This is a genomic window from Actinoplanes subglobosus (assembly GCF_042650585.1).
GTDB lineage: Bacteria > Actinomycetota > Actinomycetes > Mycobacteriales > Micromonosporaceae > Actinoplanes > Actinoplanes subglobosus.
The window spans coordinates 293534-310070 of the sequence record NZ_JBHSBL010000026.1; the positions used below are offsets into that span (position 1 = coordinate 293534).

The 16537-nt window shown below is 69.3% G+C and carries 13 protein-coding genes; 3 read left to right on the forward strand and 10 right to left on the reverse strand.

The genetic code is table 11. The features are described from left to right. Positions 1 to 31: 31 nt before the first annotated feature. From yicI to ACFO0C_RS39625, 6 genes are all read right to left on the reverse strand, one after another. On the reverse strand, positions 32 to 2293 hold the full coding sequence (yicI, locus tag ACFO0C_RS39600) for an alpha-xylosidase (RefSeq protein WP_378071943.1): 2262 nt from the start codon (positions 2291 to 2293) through the stop codon (positions 32 to 34). A gap of 9 nt (positions 2294 to 2302) precedes the next feature. After that, complete coding sequence (locus tag ACFO0C_RS39605; protein WP_378071944.1) at positions 2303 to 3130, reverse strand: carbohydrate ABC transporter permease; 828 nt, start codon at positions 3128 to 3130, stop codon at positions 2303 to 2305. Further along, positions 3127 to 4017: a carbohydrate ABC transporter permease gene (locus ACFO0C_RS39610; RefSeq protein WP_378071945.1), complete on the reverse strand. Its 891-nt coding sequence runs from the start codon at positions 4015 to 4017 to the stop codon at positions 3127 to 3129. Before ACFO0C_RS39610 ends, ACFO0C_RS39605 begins: the two co-directional genes overlap by 4 nt. A 57-nt stretch (positions 4018 to 4074) precedes the next feature. Continuing rightward, on the reverse strand, positions 4075 to 5382 hold the full coding sequence (locus ACFO0C_RS39615; protein WP_378071946.1) for an extracellular solute-binding protein: 1308 nt from the start codon (positions 5380 to 5382) through the stop codon (positions 4075 to 4077). Between the two features lie 100 nt (positions 5383 to 5482). Beyond that, on the reverse strand, positions 5483 to 6499 hold the full coding sequence (locus ACFO0C_RS39620; protein WP_378071985.1) for a LacI family DNA-binding transcriptional regulator: 1017 nt from the start codon (positions 6497 to 6499) through the stop codon (positions 5483 to 5485). A gap of 132 nt (positions 6500 to 6631) precedes the next feature. Continuing rightward, positions 6632 to 9532 carry a glycoside hydrolase family 3 C-terminal domain-containing protein gene (locus ACFO0C_RS39625; protein ID WP_378071947.1) on the reverse strand — a complete coding sequence of 967 codons (2901 nt, stop codon included), beginning with the start codon at positions 9530 to 9532 and terminating at the stop codon, positions 6632 to 6634. A gap of 190 nt (positions 9533 to 9722) precedes the next feature. On the opposite strand from ACFO0C_RS39625, the gene ACFO0C_RS39630 reads away from it, so the two are divergent. Next, positions 9723 to 11078, forward strand: a complete 1356-nt coding sequence (locus ACFO0C_RS39630) for an FAD-dependent oxidoreductase (RefSeq protein ID WP_378071948.1) — start codon at positions 9723 to 9725, stop codon at positions 11076 to 11078. Between the two features lie 67 nt (positions 11079 to 11145). On the opposite strand, the gene ACFO0C_RS39635 is transcribed toward ACFO0C_RS39630, so the two are convergent. Continuing rightward, complete coding sequence (locus ACFO0C_RS39635; RefSeq protein WP_378071949.1) at positions 11146 to 11700, reverse strand: CG0192-related protein; 555 nt, start codon at positions 11698 to 11700, stop codon at positions 11146 to 11148. Positions 11701 to 11728: 28 nt separating this feature from the next. On the opposite strand from ACFO0C_RS39635, the gene ACFO0C_RS39640 reads away from it, so the two are divergent. Next, positions 11729 to 12520 carry a hypothetical protein gene (locus tag ACFO0C_RS39640; protein WP_378071950.1) on the forward strand — a complete coding sequence of 264 codons (792 nt, stop codon included), beginning with the start codon at positions 11729 to 11731 and terminating at the stop codon, positions 12518 to 12520. Between the two features lie 165 nt (positions 12521 to 12685). On the opposite strand, the gene ACFO0C_RS39645 is transcribed toward ACFO0C_RS39640, so the two are convergent. Genes ACFO0C_RS39645 through ACFO0C_RS39655 form a run of 3 tightly spaced genes read right to left on the reverse strand, consistent with a single transcriptional unit; the run spans position 12686 to position 15772 of the window. After that, positions 12686 to 13843 carry an acyl-CoA dehydrogenase family protein gene (locus ACFO0C_RS39645; RefSeq protein ID WP_378071951.1) on the reverse strand — a complete coding sequence of 386 codons (1158 nt, stop codon included), beginning with the start codon at positions 13841 to 13843 and terminating at the stop codon, positions 12686 to 12688. A gap of 15 nt (positions 13844 to 13858) precedes the next feature. Beyond that, positions 13859 to 14608, reverse strand: coding sequence for a 3-oxoacyl-ACP reductase FabG (fabG, locus tag ACFO0C_RS39650; RefSeq protein ID WP_378071952.1), 750 nt, complete (start codon positions 14606 to 14608; stop codon positions 13859 to 13861). 15 nt (positions 14609 to 14623) lie between these two features. Next, on the reverse strand, positions 14624 to 15772 hold the full coding sequence (locus ACFO0C_RS39655; protein ID WP_378071953.1) for an acyl-CoA dehydrogenase family protein: 1149 nt from the start codon (positions 15770 to 15772) through the stop codon (positions 14624 to 14626). Between the two features lie 80 nt (positions 15773 to 15852). On the opposite strand from ACFO0C_RS39655, the gene ACFO0C_RS39660 reads away from it, so the two are divergent. Then, the gene (locus tag ACFO0C_RS39660; RefSeq protein WP_378071954.1) at positions 15853 to 16473 is read left to right on the forward strand and encodes a TetR/AcrR family transcriptional regulator; all 621 of its coding nucleotides are present in this window, start codon (positions 15853 to 15855) and stop codon (positions 16471 to 16473) included. Positions 16474 to 16537: the final 64 nt, after the last annotated feature.

Sequence of the window (16537 nt, forward strand, 5' to 3'; positions counted from 1 at the left end):
CGCCGGTGGGCGGGCCGGGCGCCGGGAGCCGCTAGCCCAGGGTGAGGGTGCAGCTGTCCTCGTCGGCGGCCAGTTCGGTCACCGTGGCGCCGGTCTGGACCTTCCAGGGGAGGGCGTCGCCCATCCGGCCGACCACCACGTCGTCGCCGGAGCGGGAGACCGTGAAGACCGTGTCGGCGCCGGTCGGGCCGGGGACCACCACCGCGGTCCGGCCTTCGGCCGGTTCGAAGAGGTGCAGGGTCACGCCGTCGCGGTAGTCGTAGTCGGGACGGTCCTGGCGGGCGCCGACGGCCAGGACCGTGCCGGGGCGGACCAGCAGCGGGGCGGTCGCGAAGCCGTGGGTCTCGGTGACCCAGCGCGGGCCCTCGATCGCCGGAGCGGTTCCGGGGGCGGGCAGGTAGCGGGTCCAGCGGCCGGCCGGGACGTAGTAGGAGACTTCGCCGCCGGCGGTGAAGACCGGGGCGACCAGCAGGTCGGGGCCGAGCATGTACTGCCGGTCGAGGTGGGTGACGGCCGGGTCGTCCGGGAACGCGACGGGCATCGGCCGCATCACCGGCAGGCCGGTCAGGTGGGCTTCGCGGGCGGCGCCGTAGATGTACGGCATCAGGCGGTACTTCAGGTGGGTGAAGGACCGCAGCACGTCCACGGCTTCCTCGTCGAACAGCCACGGCACCCGGTAGGAGCTGCTGCCGTGCAACCGGCTGTGTGACGACAGCAGGCCGAACGCCACCCAGCGCTTGAACACCGCCGGATCGGGCATGCCCTCGAAACCGCCGATGTCGTGGCTCCAGAACCCGAACCCGGACGACATCAGCGACAGCCCGCCGCGCAGGCTCTCCGCCATCGACTCGTAGGTGCTGGAGTTGTCGCCACCCCAGTGCACCGGGAACTGCTGCCCGCCGACGGTCGCCGAGCGGGCGAACAGCACCGCCTCACCCTCACCCTTGAGGTCCCGCAGCACCTCGAAGACGACCTCGTTGTAGAGCTGCGTGTAGTAGTTGTGCATGCGTTCCGGGTCGGACCCGTCGTGCCACACCACGTCGGTGGGCACCCGTTCGCCGAAGTCCGACTTGAACGCGTCGACCCCCATCTCGACCAGGCCGCGCAGCTTCCCCGCATACCATTCGCGGGCGGAGGGGTTGGTGAAGTCGACGAGCGCCATGCCGGCCTGCCACAGGTCCCATTGGAAGACGTCACCGTTCGGCCGGAGAACCAGGTACCCGTTGTCCCGGCCCTCGGCGAAGAGCGGTGACCGCTGCGCGATGTACGGGTTGATCCACAGACAGGTGCGCAGGCCCCGGTCGGCGAGCCGTTTGAGCATGCCCGGCGGGTCCGGGAAGACGCGCGGGTCCCACTCGAAGTCGCACCAGTTGAACTCGCGCATCCAGAAACAGTCGAAGTGGAACACCGACAGTGGCAGGTCCCGGTCGGCCATCCCGCCGACGAACTTGTTGACCGTCTCCTCGTCGTAGTCGGTGGTGAACGACGTGGTCAGCCACAGCCCGAACGACCAGGCCGGCGGCAGCGCGGGCCGCCCGGTCAGCGCGGTGTACCTACGGATGATGTCGGCCGGGGTGGGCCCGTAGATGACCAGGTAGGACAGGCTCTGCCCGGCGACGCTGAACTGGGTGCGGGTGACCATCTCGGAGGCGACCTCGAAGGACACCTTGCCGGGGTGGTCGACGAGTACCCCGTACCCCGCGTTGGTGAAGTAGAACGGGACGTTCTTGTAAGCCTGCTCGGAGCTGGTGCCGCCGTCCTCCTGCCAGATGTCGATGGTCTGGCCGTTCTTGACGAGTGGCCCGAACCGCTCGCCCATCCCGTAGACGACGTGCCCGACACCGAGGTCGAGCTGCTCGTGGATGTGGTCACCGTCGGGGCCGGCGACGATGCCCATGCCCTTCCAGCCGCTGCCGGTGAGACGGCGGCCGTCGGCGTCGAGGAAGTCGAGTGCCCAGTTGTCGCCGTCGGAGAGCCGGGCGGTCAGCGCGCCCGAGGTGATCGAGCGGGCGTCGACCGACACGTCCCCGGGTTCGCCGGAAATCGCGAAATTCGGGGACTTGGAGCGCTCTCCCTGGAAGTGGGAGACGGTGACCCGGATGACGTCGGGGGCGGGCGCCGCGAGCTCGACGGTGATGAGGGCGGAGTTGAGCGTGTCACCGCGGTGCGTGATCGGCCGGGTCGCGGCCCAGGCGGTCAGCGTGTCCGCGCCGGGCGCCGTGTCCTGGAGGTGGGCGGGGTGCAGCACGGTGACGCCTGCGCGCTTACGCCAATAGCCGTCGGTGAACTTCATGAAAGTCCTTTACTTGATGGCGCCGGCGGCGATGCCGCGCGTGAGGGTCCGCTGGAAGATCAGGAAGAAGAGGATTGCGGGGAGGATGCCGATCAGGGCGGAGGCGCTGGTCGTGGTGGCGTCCATCATCCGGTCGCCCTGCAGCACGCCGAGGGCGACGGGAACGGTCTGGTTGTCGTTGGAGACGAGGAAGACCAGGGGGAGGAAGAACTCGTTCCAGGTCCAGATGAAGAAGAACGTGAACAGCACCGCGAGGGTGGGGCCGCTGACCGGCACGACGACCCGCCACAGGGTCCGCCACTTGCCGGCGCCGTCGACGGAGGCCGCGTCCAGCAACTCCCGGGGGAACTCGGTGTAGACCGAGGTCAGCAGGTACGTGCCGAACGCGCTCTGGATGACCGTGAAGATGATGATGATCGCGAACAGGCTGTCGTAGAGCCCCACCTCCTTGGAGATGTAGTAGAGCGGGTAGACCAGGACCTCCTGCGGCAGCAGGTTCGCGACCAGGAAGAACACCAGGAACCAGACGCGGCCCCGGACCCGGCCGATGCCCAGGGCGTACGCGTTGAGGATCGACAGCACCACGCCGAGGACCGCCACCACCAGCGCGGTGAAGAAGCTGTTCAGGAGTTTCTGGCCGAAGTTCACCCGGTTCCAGAAGTCGACGATGCCGTCCCAGTAGAGGCTGCCGGGGATCGACAGCGGCCCGTTGGCGGCGTAGTCGGCGGGGCTCTTGACCGCGTTGACGGCGATCACCAGGAGCGGCCCGACCAGCAGCAGGAGCAGCACCAGCAGTCCCGTGAGGACCACGAAGCGGAACGGGTTTCGTAGAGTCACCGGAGCTCCTCCGAGCGGTGCTGGAGACGGAGGAACAGGAAGGCCAGGACCACGATCAGCACGGTGAGCACGGTGGAGATCGCCGACCCGTACCCGACCTGGGCCTTCTCGAAGAAGTTCTTGTAGGCGAAGTACGACGGCACCAGGGTGGCGTTGCTCGGGCCGCCCTTGGTGAGCACGAAGACCTGTCCGAAGATCTTCAGCGCGGCGATCGTGGTGGTGATCAGCACGACGTAGAACTCCGGCTTGATCATGTGGACGGTGATCTTGCGGAACCGCTGCCACCACGTTGCCCCGTCCAGGTCGGCCGCCTCGTACAGCGACGGGTCGATCCGGGACAGTCCGGACATGAACATGACGACCGGGTAGCCGATCTGGAACCAGATCATCACCAGCATCACGCTGTACAGCGCGTAGTCGGGGTCACCGAGCCAGTTCTTCGCCAGCCCGCCCAGCCCGACCGCTTCCAGGATCCGGTTGAGCGCGCCGTAACTCGGGTGCAGGATCCAGCTCCAGATGATGCCGGTGACCGCGACCGGGATGACCTGCGGCAGGTAGTAGCCGGAGCGGAACAGGCCGGCCCAGCGGTCGCCGAACTTCTTGCCCACATAGTCGAAGAGCACCGCCGCCAGCACCAGGCCGAGCAGCGTCGGGATGATCGCCATCGCGAACACGAGCAGCCCGATGTTGCCGAACGACTGCCAGAACAGGGTGTCGCCGAACAGCCGGGTGTAGTTGTCGAAGCCGACCCAGCGCGGGTCGCCGACGCCGGTCCACTTGGTGAAACTGACGTACACGGTCATCACCAGCGGCACCACGATCACCGCGAGCGAGGCGAGTACACCAGGGATCAGATACACCGCGTAGCCGCGGTTACGACCGGCCATGCCGGACCCCTTTCCTCGCGGCGCGGGCGGCTGGTCACCGCCCGCGCCGCGCCACACTCATTTGCCGAGGTCAGACAGGTTCTCGAGGTACGGCTTCGCGATCTCGTCGAGGAAGGCGTCCGGTGTCTTCGAACCGTTGATCAGGCCCTGGGTGCCCGCCACCAGGACGTCGTAGTAGCCGGGCGCCGGCCAGTCCGGGTAGAACGCCAGGCCGTCCGCGGTCGAGATCTTGTTGAACGTCTCGACCAGTTCCTTGTTCTTCGGGTCGGTGATCGCCGACGGGTCGGCCGCGACCGGGACACCGCCGCTGTTGCCGAGCAGCGCCTGCACCTCGGGCGACATGGTTATGTCGATGAAGTCGTACGCCAGCGACTTGGCCTTGCTCTTCTCCGGCACCACCCAGAGGTTGCCGCTGGAGCCCGGGTGCAGCGTGTTGCCCGGGAAGAGGAAGGTGCCCCACTCGAAGTCCTTGATCTCGGAGGCGAACCGGCCGTACCACCAGGAGCCGGAGATCAGGATCGGGAACTTGCCCTGAGTGAACGAGACACCCATGTCCTCGGCCTTGATTCCGGCCGAGTCCTTGCTGATGTAGCCCTTGCCGACCCAGTCGGCGAAGGTCTGCGCGCCGTAGGTGAACTGCGGCCCCTTGAAGTCGACCTTGTTCGTGTAGAGCTGGTAGTCGTTGACGAACGCCCGGTCCGACTTCGACAGCGCCAGCTCGTAGAAGATCTGCTGTGCCGGGTACTCGGCGCCACCGACGGCCAGCGGGGTCACCTTGTTCTGCACGAAGGTGTCCATCACCTTGGTGAACTCGTCGAACGAGGTCGGGACGGCCAGCTTGTACTGGTCGAACATCTTCTTGTTGTAGTAGACGGTCACGAACTCGCCGTAGTTGGGCACGCCGAAGACCTTGCCGTTGCCCATGATGCCGTCTTCGTCGTATTTCGCCGTCGTCTGCAGGCTGGCGCTCAGCTTCTTGTCCCAGCCGCGCTTGGTGAACTCGTCCGACAGGTCGGTGAGCAGGCCCTGCTTGGAGAGCAGGCCGGCGGTCGCGTTGCCCTTGTTGTACTCGAGGATGTCCGGGGCGCTGTCGGAGTTGAGGATCATCTGGGCGTTCTGCTGGATCTGCTCGAAGCCCTTCTCCTCGAACTTCACCTCGACGCCCGGGTGGCTGGTCTTGAACAGCTCGATCGCCTTGTTCCAGGCGATGCCCATGGCGCTGTTCGGGCCCTCGTAGTGCCAGAGGGTGAGGGACTTGGCGTCGGCGCCCTCGGTCGAGGAGTCGTCACTGCCGCACGCGGCGAGACCGAGAGTTGCCGCCAGCAAAAGAGCACCGGCCGCGAGACCGGATTTTGATCGGAGCATTGCCGTTCCTCCCGAGGGGAATGAGAGCGGGAAGTCCTCGTCGTCGAAGCGCTTCGACGATCGGCCTTGTCGAGACGCTATGGAACGAGCCCGGTTCATGTCAACGGTGTGACGGCGAGATTTCGCGGCACGAGTCGCGCTCGACCAGGCTGGGCGCCAGCAGCCTGGTGTACTCGACGCGGCGCCCGTCCAGCAGCCGCATCGCGGTCTCCACCGCAAGGGTCCCGACGTCGTGCGCCGGAATGTCGATCGACGTCAGGTGGATCGGCATCGCCGTCGCCACGTCACGCGGGCAGACGGCGACGATGGAGACGTCGTCGGGCACCCGGCGGCCGGTGGCGTGCAGCAGGTCGAGCAACGGCCGCAGCGCCTCCTCATTGTGCACGACCAGGGCGGTCAGGCCGTCGAGTTCGGCGTCGAGGTCGGCCAGGCATGAACGCACACCCTCGGCGCCCGGCTCGCACGGGTGCGTCACCGTGCGCAGCTCCAGCTCGGCCGACGCCTCCAGGAACCCGCTGAGGAACCGGTCGGCGTAGGTGGTCTGCCTCTTGTACACCGCCGGGGACGGGCCGACCAGGCCGATCCGGCGGTGCCCGTGCCCGGCCAGATGGGTGAGCGCCTCGCGGGCGGCGGCACCGAAGTCGAGGTCGACACAGGCGATCCCGGTGTGATCGGACGGCAGGCCGATCAGCACCGACGGCTGCTTCAGCTTGCGCAGGGCCGGGATGCGCAGGTCGTCGCGCTCGAGGTCCATCAGTATCAACGCGTCGACCATGGTGCTGTGCGCGACCCGCTCCAGCCCGGCGGTCCCCTCGTCCTTCGTCAGGAGCAGGACATCATGGTTGTACGACCGGGCGGCCGTCACCACGGCCGTGGCGAACTGCATGATCACCGGCACGTTGACGTCCACCCGCAGCGGCGCCACCAGGGCGATCACATTCGTCTTGCTGCTCGCCAGGGCCCGGGCGCCGGCGTGCGGGTGGAAGCCGAGCTCGGCGATCGCGGCCTGGACCCGGGCCCGGGTCTCCGCCGAGATCGGGCGGCGGCCGCTCAGAACGTAGGACACCGTGCTGGGCGAGACCCCCGCCGCTTTGGCGACATCGTTGATCGTCGGCACCGAGCCTCCCCAGGTCGCCACAGCCGTTCCTTCCGCCGATCCTACTGATCAGCGCCTTCACCCCCCGACCGGCGGGGCCGGACCGGGCGCCGGCCCGCGGTCCGGATCGAACCGCGGGCCGGCGCGCGGGCCTCACCTGATCGAGAACGTGGCCAGGCGCAGGCCGGGGCTGGGCAGCAGATAGACCGTCTGACGGCCGGAGAAGCGGGCCAGGGTGGCGGTCGCCGTCGTGTAGTCGTAGACGCCGCCGGCGCCTCTCACGGTCGCGGTGCCGAGCAGGCGGCCGGACGGTGATCCGAGACGGACCTGGACGGTCCCGCTACCGGAGGCGCGGGCCGTGAAGGTGGTGCCGCCGCGCAGCGCCACGTCCTTGAACGCCAGCCAGTCCCCCGCCGCGATGCCGCCGACCACGGTGCCGGACGCCTTGCTCTCATCGAGCAGCTCGACGCCGGAGTAGTCGTCGAACGTCTCGGCCCGGGTCTCCTTCCCGAGGTCGCGGGCCGGAATCGTCTCGCCCGGCACCGCCCACGTGGCCCGCTGGCGGATGTCGGCGGAGGACGAGCCGAGCAGGATGTCGTGGACCGAGTTCTCGACCACCCAGCGCTGCCGGGTCTGGTCCCAGCGGGCCAGGTCGGACGGCTTGAGGGCGAACGTGACCCTCTTCGACTGCCCGGCCCCGAGCGAGACCTTCTCGAAGCCGCGGAGCTGCTTGTTCGCGGTGGCGTCCCGGGAGGTGCGCTGATGCGTGTAGAGCTGGACGACCTCGTCGCCCGCACGCTTGCCGGCGTTGGTGACGGTCACCGAGACCTGGCCCGGCTTCACCGTGACATCGCTGTACCGGAAGGAACTGTAGGACAGGCCGTGCCCGAAGGCGTAGAGCGGTTTCGCATCGCTGTACAGATAGGTCTGCTCCGACTTCACGATGTCGTACTGGAGCAGGTCCGCCGGTAGTTGCGCGACCGAGCCCGGCCAGGTCTGGGTGAGCCTGCCGGACGGGTTGACGTCGCCGTAGAGCACATCGGCGACGGCGTGCCCGGTCTCGGCGCCGGCATGCGTGGTCCACAGGATGCCCGGGACGTGCTGCTGCGCCCAGTTGATCGTCTGCGGGTAGCTGCTCTGCAGCACCACGACGGTCCGCGGGTTGGCCGCCCGGACCGCCTTGATCAGGGCCTCCTGGCGGGCGCCGAGACCGAGCCCGGTCCGGTCGTGGACCTCGCGGCCGGCGACGAACGGGTCGGTGCCGACGACGACCACGGCGGTCTGCGCCTTCTTCGCGGCCGCGGCGGCCTCGGCCACACCGTCGACCAGCACCTCCCGGGTGAACCTGGTGGCGGCGGCGAGATTGCCCAGCGTCAGGTTGCCGTCGCTGCCCACGGTCACGTAGTCGGTGTCCGGGAACCACGACTCCTGGGTCTCGTAGCCCGCGTAGTGCAGCACGACCGTACCGTCGCCCTGGTCCTCGATCTTGAACTGCTCCTGCACGAACCAGCCGGTCGGATCGGTGGCCTGGGTGACGAACGGGCCCCAGCCGTAGCCGACCAGCCTGCCGTTGGCGACGCTGCGCAGGGTCGAGACGCCGTCGCCCCAATCGACCGTGTCGAACTGGGCGGCCGTCGTCGGGCTGGTCTCGGTCAGGCTGACGCTGCCCGTGCCCGCGGTGACGTAACGGCCGGTGACGGTGTCCTTCAGGGCGATCCGGTCGGCGCCGGTGCCGGTGGACACCGTGGACGCACGCTCGGTGATCCCGTCGAGGACGCTGACCCGATACGGGAGTTGTCCGCCGTACCAATCGCTGTAGAGCTTGTCGGCGACCGGGCCGACGACCGCGACCGAACCGCCCGCCCGGAGCGGAAGGATGCCGTTGTTCTTGAGAAGGACCGCGGCCTCGGCGGCGGTCTCGCGGGCCAGCGCGCGATGCGCCGGGCTGTCGATCACCGAGGGCGAGATCCCGGCGTACGGGCCACCGTCCGGATCGAACTCGCCCAGCCGGAAGCGGATGCTCAGCGCGTTGCCCGCCGACTCGTCCACATCGGCCTCGGTGAGCAGGCCCCGCGCGAGGGCCTCCTTGATCGCGGTGACCGTGGGCACGGCGTTGGTGTCGTTGACCGTGAAGCTGTCCAGCCCGGCCTTGAGCGTGGCGGCGTTCGCCTCGGCCTGGGTGGCGAAGTAGGCCTGCGAGCCGGTCAGATTGGTCGGCGCCCAGGCGTCGCTGACGTTGAACAGCCGCTGGTCGCTCCAGTCCCGGACCAGGGTGGCGAGGTCCGGGTCGACGGTGGCGGGCCGCCCGTTGATCAGGTTGTAGGAGGCCATCACCCCGGTCGCGGCACCGTTGCGCAACGCGATCTCGAACGGTTTGCGGTCGTATTCGTTGAGCACCCGCTGCGGCACATGGGACGAGGTCCGGTCACGCAGCGTCTCGTTGTTGTAGGCGGCGTAGTGCTTGAGTGTCGGCGCGACCTTGAGGTGCTCCGGGTCGTCGCCCTGCAGCCCGTCGCCGTAGGCGGTGGCGATGGCGCCGGACAGCAGCGGGTCCTCGGAGTAACCCTCCTCGTTGCGGCCCCAGCGCGGGTCGCGCAGCAGGTTGACCACCGGCGCCCAGGCGTTCAGCCCCCAGACCGTCGGGTCCTGGGCGTGGAAGCCGCGCAGCTCGTCGCCGACCGCCTCGCCCACGCGCGTGATCAACGCGGGGTCCCACGTGCTGGCCAGACCGACCGCCTGCGGGAAGACGGTCGCGGTCGCGTCGATCTTCGCTGAGTTGTCGTAGTAGTCGTTGGACCAGGCGACGCCGTGCAGGGCCTCGGTGCCGGATTTGAACACGTTCAGGCCGAGGCGCGGAATGGCCGGCTGGTACTGGTGCAGCAGCGAGATCTTCTCGTCCAGGGTGAGCCGGCCGAGCAGGTCGTCGAGGCGGGTGGCCAGCGGAAGGGACGGGTCACGGAACGGGAACGCCGGGTCGGCCTGGGCCGCTCCGACCGTCGGTGGGAGGACCAGGACGGCGGCCGCAAGCGCGGCGAGACCGCGTCTGAGACGCATGGCAGTCTCCTCTTTACAAGGCAGGTTTCATAAGGCACGGGAATCGGTCGAAGCGCTTCGACGATTGGTATCCGAAAGGCCCGGCGACAATGGGGTGCGGTGAGGCCACCATAGAGCGGGGCCGATGCGCCGGGCAACCACTCCGCGCAGCTTTCCGGAAATCCACCGGTAACAGAGGCAGAATGACCGGATGCGATTGATCGTCATCGGCGGCGATGCGGCCGGAATGTCCGCCGCGTCCCAGGCGCGCCGTCTGCTCAAGCCCGGCGACCTCGACATCACGGCCTTCGAACGGGGCGAATACACGTCCTACTCGGCGTGCGGGATCCCGTACTGGGTGGGCGGGCACGTCGGCGGGCCGGACGAGCTCATCGCCCGCGACCCGGCCACCCACCGGGCCAACGGCATCGGCGTCTACACCGGACACGAGGTCACCGGCATCGACCTCAAGGCCCGGACGGTCACGGTCCGCTCGTCCGGTCCGGACCGCGCCGAGAGCTTCGACCAACTGGTGTACGCCGCCGGCGCCACCCCGGTCCGGCCGGCCTGGGCCGACACCCCCGCCAAGGGCGTCTACGGCGTGCAGACCCTCGGCGACGCCGCCGCCCTGCAGGAATGGCTGGAACCGGGGCGGGACACCGCGGTCGTGATCGGGGCCGGCTACATCGGCGTCGAGATGGCCGAGGCCCTGCAGCGCCGGGGGCTCCGGGTCACCCTGGTCGAACGGTCCGGCCAGCCGATGGCCACCGTCGACCAGGACATGGGGGCACTCGTCGCCGACGCGATCCGCGGGCTCGGCATCGAGTTGCGTACCGGGGTGACCGTGCAGGGCCTGGAGACCGACGGCGGCCGGGTCAGCGCGGTCGTCACCGACGACGGGGTGCTCCCCGCCGACGTCGTCGTCCTCGGGCTCGGCGTGCGGCCCAACACGGCACTCGCCGACGACGCCGGACTGCCGCTCGGCGTCACCGGCGCGATCGCCACCGACCTGCGGCAGCGGGTCACCGGTCCGGACGGCATCGTCGACGGCGTCTGGGCGGCCGGCGACTGCACCCAGGTCACCCACCTGGTCAGCGGGCGGGCCATGCACATCCCGCTCGGCACCCACGCCAACAAGCAGGGCCGGGTCGCCGGGATCAACATCGGCGGCGGGTACGCCACGTTTCCCGGCGTCATCGGCACGGCCATCACCAAGATCTGCGACCTGGAGGTGGCGCGGACCGGGCTGTCGTCGAAGGAGGCGGAGGCGGCCGGGTTCCGGTTCGTGACCGCCACCGTCGAGTCCACCAACCGGGCCGGATACTTCCCGGGCGCGGTACCGATGACCGTCAAGGTGATCGCCGAGAAGGACACCGGGCTGCTGCTCGGCGCCCAGATCGTCGGGCGGGCCGAGGCGGCCAAACGCATCGACGCCTTCGCGGTCGCCGTGTGGAACCGGATGACGGTCACCGAGATGACCGCCCTCGACCTCGGTTACGCCCCGCCCTACGCCCCCGTCTGGGACCCGATCCTGATCGCCGCCCGCAAAGCCTCGGACGCCCTCTAGGCCCGAGACGCCCGCAATGCCTCGGACGCCCTCCAGGTCGAGACGACCGCAAGGCGAGCGACGCCCGCTAGGCCAGGATCGCCAGCACCGCCGACTCGCCGTCCCACGTGCCGGTCAGGGTGGCGCCCATCGCCATCACCGGGCCGATCGTGCGGACCACGGTCAGGTCACCGGACACGTCGCCCGGGTCGGCGGTGCTGCCGCGCAGCCGCATCGACGGCTCGCGGGCGACCGTCACGCCGTCGACCTCGAACTCCTCGGCCGCCTCGTGCCCGCCGGACCGGATCGTCTCCTCGGCGACCGCCCGGTAGACCGGGTCGCCCTCGGCGTCGTAGACCCAGCGGGTGCCCAGCACCGAGTGCTCGGTGGTGCCGACCAGCCACTCCTCGGCACCGGCCAGCGGCGCGCCCCGGTAGGTGAGCGGCACGTGCCACAGCGGGCCGTCGCCGGCCCGCACGATCAGCGTCTCGATGCCCACCTCACCGGCGGGGTCGTCGAACCGGGCCGCGGCCACCCGCTCCGGCTCGACGGCCGGCCCGTCATACCATCTCCGGCCGGGCAGCCAGGTCGCGAGCAGTTCGAGCTTGCCGGGAACGATGGTCGCCTTGTGGAGAATCGCCATGCCCGGCAGCCTAGGCCAGACTGGGCGGATGAGGGTCCTCTGGGCGATTCCGGTCACCGCCTTGCTGGCCGCCGTTCTGCTGCCGCTCAACGACGGCTTCTACCTGACCTGGATCAACTTCGATCCGCAGGGTGAGGGCCAGCAGTGGGAGTGGCGGTACAACCGGGAGGTCATGCGCAACACCTCCGGATATCTGTACGGGCACCTGCTCGCCCTGGTCACCGGGGCGTGGCTGGCCCGCCGGCGCCGGTATCCGGTGGCGCTCGCGATCGCGGCGGGCATCGGGACGGCGATGGCCGCGGCGGCGTTCCTGACGGCGCACGTGCTCGGCGGTGAACGGCTGCGGGTCGGCGGGGACGGACGGGTGCTGTGGGAGCCGGCCGTCGTCGGCGAGGTCCAGCACGGTCCGCTGCTCGTGGCGTTCCCGCTCTATGCGCTTCTGGGCGCCGGCCTCGATGTGCTCCTCGCCGGCCGGCTCGGGTCGCGGCGGGCCCGCACGGTCGCGGTGGTGGTCCTGACGATCGGCTGGTCGGTGGTGAGCGTCGACGGGCTGATGCAGGTCGGCCGGATCGACTTCCCGGCCCCGCTGCTGTGGGTGGTTCCGCCGCTGGCCGCGGCCACCGCGATCGGCATGGCGTCGCTGTCGCTGGGCGCAGGGGAGATCCGCCCGGCCTTCGCCGGCGACTGGGGGGACACCGCGTCGAGCGCGCTGATCATCGGTCTGGCGGCCTGGACCGCGGTGGCGGTGGTCACCGGGGCTGCCCGCGTCCGCCGTCAGGACGATGCGGCGGTACGGCCGGAGCCGCACCCACCGGCGTGACGCGTGGAGCCACGCCCGCCGGCGTGGCCCGTCACGCCGTGTCCGGTGACCGTCGCATCAGCCCGGCGGTCGCGTCGCGGCCCGGGCCACCGCGGATGTCGCGCGGTAGCCCGGGAACTGCGTCGGCTTCGGCGGGACAGGCACGTCCGTACCATATGGAGCTTTTTAAAGACCCATGTCCTTGGCGATGATCATCTTCATGACCTCGGACGTGCCGCCGTAGATGCGGTTGACGCGGTTGTCGGCGTAGAGGCGGGCGATCGGGTATTCGTTGATGAAGCCGTAACCGCCGTGCAGCTGCAGGCAGCGGTCGATGACCCGGTGGGCGACCTCGGTGCAGAAGAGCTTCGCCGAGGCGGCCTCGGCAGCGGTCAGCTCGCCCGCGTCGAGGGCCTCCAGGGCGCGGTCGGCGACGGCCTGCGCGGCGTCCACCTCGGCCTGGCAGGCGGCCAGCTCGAACTTGGTGTTCTGGAAGCTGGCGACCGGCTGACCGAACACCTTGCGGTCCTGCACGTACTGCTTGGCGAACCGGACCGCGGCCGCGGCCTGCGCGTACGCGCCGTAGGCGATGCTCAGACGCTCCTTCGGCAGGTTCTTGCCGAGGTAGTAGAAGCCCTTGTTCTCCTCGCCCAGCCGGTCCTCCACCGGCACGTGCACGTCGACGAACGCCAGCTCGCCGGTGTCCGACGTCTTCAGGCCGAGCTTGTCGAGCTTGCGGCCGACCGAGTAACCGGGCAGCGTGGTGTCGACGTTGAGCAGGGTGATGCCGTAACGGCGGTCGTCGGGCTTCGACGGGGAGGTGCGCGCGCAGACGATCACCCGGTCGGCGAGGACACCGCCGGTGATGAAGGTCTTCGCGCCGTTGAGCACGTAGTGCGTGCCGTCCTCGCTCAGCTTGGCGGTGGTGCTCATGCCGGCCAGGTCGCTGCCGGTGCCGGGCTCGGTCATGGCCAGCGCGTACATCGTGTCGCCGGAGACGAAGTCGGGCAGCCAGCGCCGCTTCTGCTCCTCGGTGCCCAGGTCCAGCAGGTACGGCAGGCCCAGCGCGACGTGCGCCCCGGCCGCTCCGAAGGAGACCCCGGCGCGCATGGTCTCCTCGGTCTGGACGGCGGCGAACTTGAAGCTGTCGATGCCGGCGCCGCCGTACTCCTCCGGCACCTCGATGCCGAACAGGCCCAGCTCGGCGAGCTGCTTGTAGAAGTCGCGCGGGACCTGGCCGTCGGCAAACCACTGGTCGTAGCGGGGCACGACCTCGGCCTCGATGAAGTCCCGCAGGGTCTGGCGGAACGCCTCGTGGTCCTCGTTGAAAACAGTGCGGCGCATCAGTGTTCCTCTTTGTTAGAGACGGCGTCCGCCGTCGACGTAGATCGTCTGCCCGGTGATGAAGGATGCCGCGTCACTGGCCAGGAACGCCACCACGCGGGCGATGTCCTCCGGCCGGCCGACCCGGCGCAGCGGGGTGATCTCGGCGGCCTTGGCCCGCATGTCGGCGGCGGAGATGCCGACCCGGGCGGCGGTCGCGTCGGTCATCTCGGTGACGACGAATCCGGGTGCCACCGCGTTGACGTTGATGTTGAACGGTCCCAGCTCCATCGCGAGGGTCCTGGTCAGGCCCTGGACACCCGCCTTCGCGGCCGAGTAGTTGGCCTGCCCCCGGTTGCCGAGCGCGGACACGCTCGACGTGTTCACGATCTTGCCGGAGCGCTTGGCGACCATGTGCCGCTGGGCGGCCCGGCTGCACAGGAACGCGCCGCGGAGGTGCACGTTCATCACGATGTCCCAGTCCGACACGGACATCTTGTGCAGCAGGTTGTCGCGGAGCACGCCGGCGTTGTTGACCAGCACGTCGACCCCGCCCAGCTCGCCGGCGACCTTGTTGATCACGGCGTCGACCTGGGCCTCGTCGGCGACGTCGCAGCCGAAGGCGACAGCGGTCCCGCCGGACGCGGTGATCCGGTCGACGGTCTCCGCGCAGGCCTGCTCGTCGAGGTCGAGCACGGCGACGGACGCGCCCTCACGGGCGAACTGGATGGCGGTGGCGGCGCCGATACCTCTCGCGGCCCCGGTGACGATGGCGACGCGACTCATGAACAACCTCCGTGGTCAGAACGCGTTGATCCCGGTCAACGCACGGCCGATGAGCAGTTTCTGGATCTGGCTGGTGCCCTCGTAGAGGGTCGTCACCCGGGCGTCACGCATGGCCTTGCCGACCGGGAACTCGTCGACGTAGCCGTACCCCCCGAAGATCTGGATGGCCTGGTTGGCGGCCTTGACGGCGGACTCGGTGGCGAACAGCTTGGCCATCGACGCCTCGGTGCGGAACGGCAGGCCGCGGTCGACCAGGTCGGCGGCGCGCCAGACGAGCAGGCGGGCGGCGTCGGTCTCGACCGCCATGTCGGCGATCATCTCCTGAACGAGCTGGTAGCCGGCGATGGGTTTGCCGAACTGGGTGCGATCCTTGGCGTACGCGACACTCGCCTCCAGGCAGCCCCGGGCCAGGCCGACCGAGCCGGCGGCGACGGCGATGCGACCCTTGTCCAGGGCGGCCATCGCGATCTTGAAGCCTTCACCCTCCGCGCCGAGCCGGTGGTCATCGCTGACCCGGACCTCGTCCAGGCTGATCGACGCGGTGGCCTGGCCGCGCAAGCCAAGCTTGCCCTTGATCTCATTCCGAACAAATCCGCTTATATCTGTCGGCACCAGGAAGGCCGTGATCCCCTTCGGACCCGGGCCTCCGGTGCGGGCGAAGATCAAAGCCACGCCGGCCCAGGTGCCGTTCGTAATGAAGATCTTTTCGCCGGAGATCACCCAGTCGTCGCCGTCGCGGACCGCCTTGGTGATCAGCGAGCCCGCGTCGGAGCCGGTACCGGGCTCGGTCAAGCCGAAACAGCCGAGCATCTCGCCGCCGCACAGCGCGGGGAGCCAGCGTGATTTCTGAGCCTCTGTCCCATATTTCTGGATATTTTTGGATACGAGACCCAGGGAGACCGAGACGATTCCGCGGACCGACGTGTCACCGCGGCCCAGCTCCTCCATCATCAGGCAGTACGTCAGGAAGTCACCGCCCGAGCCGCCCCACTCCTCGTCGATCCCGAGGCCGAGGAAACCCAGCTCGGCGAGCTTGCCGACGATCTTGGTGTCGACCTGCTCGGCCCGGTCCCACTCGGTGGCGTGCGGCACGACCTCACGGTCCACCCACTCGCGGGCCAGGTCCCGGAACTGCTGCTGTTCCGCCGTCAGGCCGAGGTCCATAGCGGCTCCCGTAATTGAACGCTGTCAGGTTTCTCAGGCCATGCTAACTTAACAGCGTTAGATAAACCAAGGGGGTTCGCATGCCACGGCCGACGACGCCACTGCTCAGCCAGGCCGGCATCCGCGCGTCCGCGCTGGAGATCATCGACCGTGACGGTCTCGACGGTCTCAGCATGCGCAAACTCGCCGCCGCCCTGGGCGTCTCGGCGCCCGCGCTGTATTTCCACTACCCCACCAAGGAGCAGCTGCTCGACGACGTGGCCAGCGAGATCATGGAGAAGGTGGACGTCTCCGCCTTCACCCTCGGCTGGCGTGAGGGGCTGCTGACCTGGGCCCGCTCCTACCGGGCGGCGCTCGCCGAGCATCCGAACATCGTGCCGTTCCTGGCTCGCGGCCCCGGCCAGCGCGACGCCTCACTGCGCCGGGCCGACGCGATCCACGGCGGCCTGGTCGCCGCCGGCTGGCCGCCCCGCGAGGCCACCATGATCGGCGCGTCGACGAAATACCTGGTCCTCGGCGCCGCGATGGGCAGCTTCTCGCGCGGGTTCGTCGACGACGTGCAGGTCTATCTGGACCGCTATCCGTCCCTCGGCGACGCCCACCGGCTGCGCGAGCACGCCGACGCCGTCGACCGGGACAGTTTCGACTTCGCGCTGACGATGTTCGTCGACGGCCTGGCCGCCCGGCTCACCCACGGCTGAAACAACTCTGGAGCCGGGCCGTCGCTGCGACACCTCATCGGCCGCTCTCGAGGTGCCTGAGCGA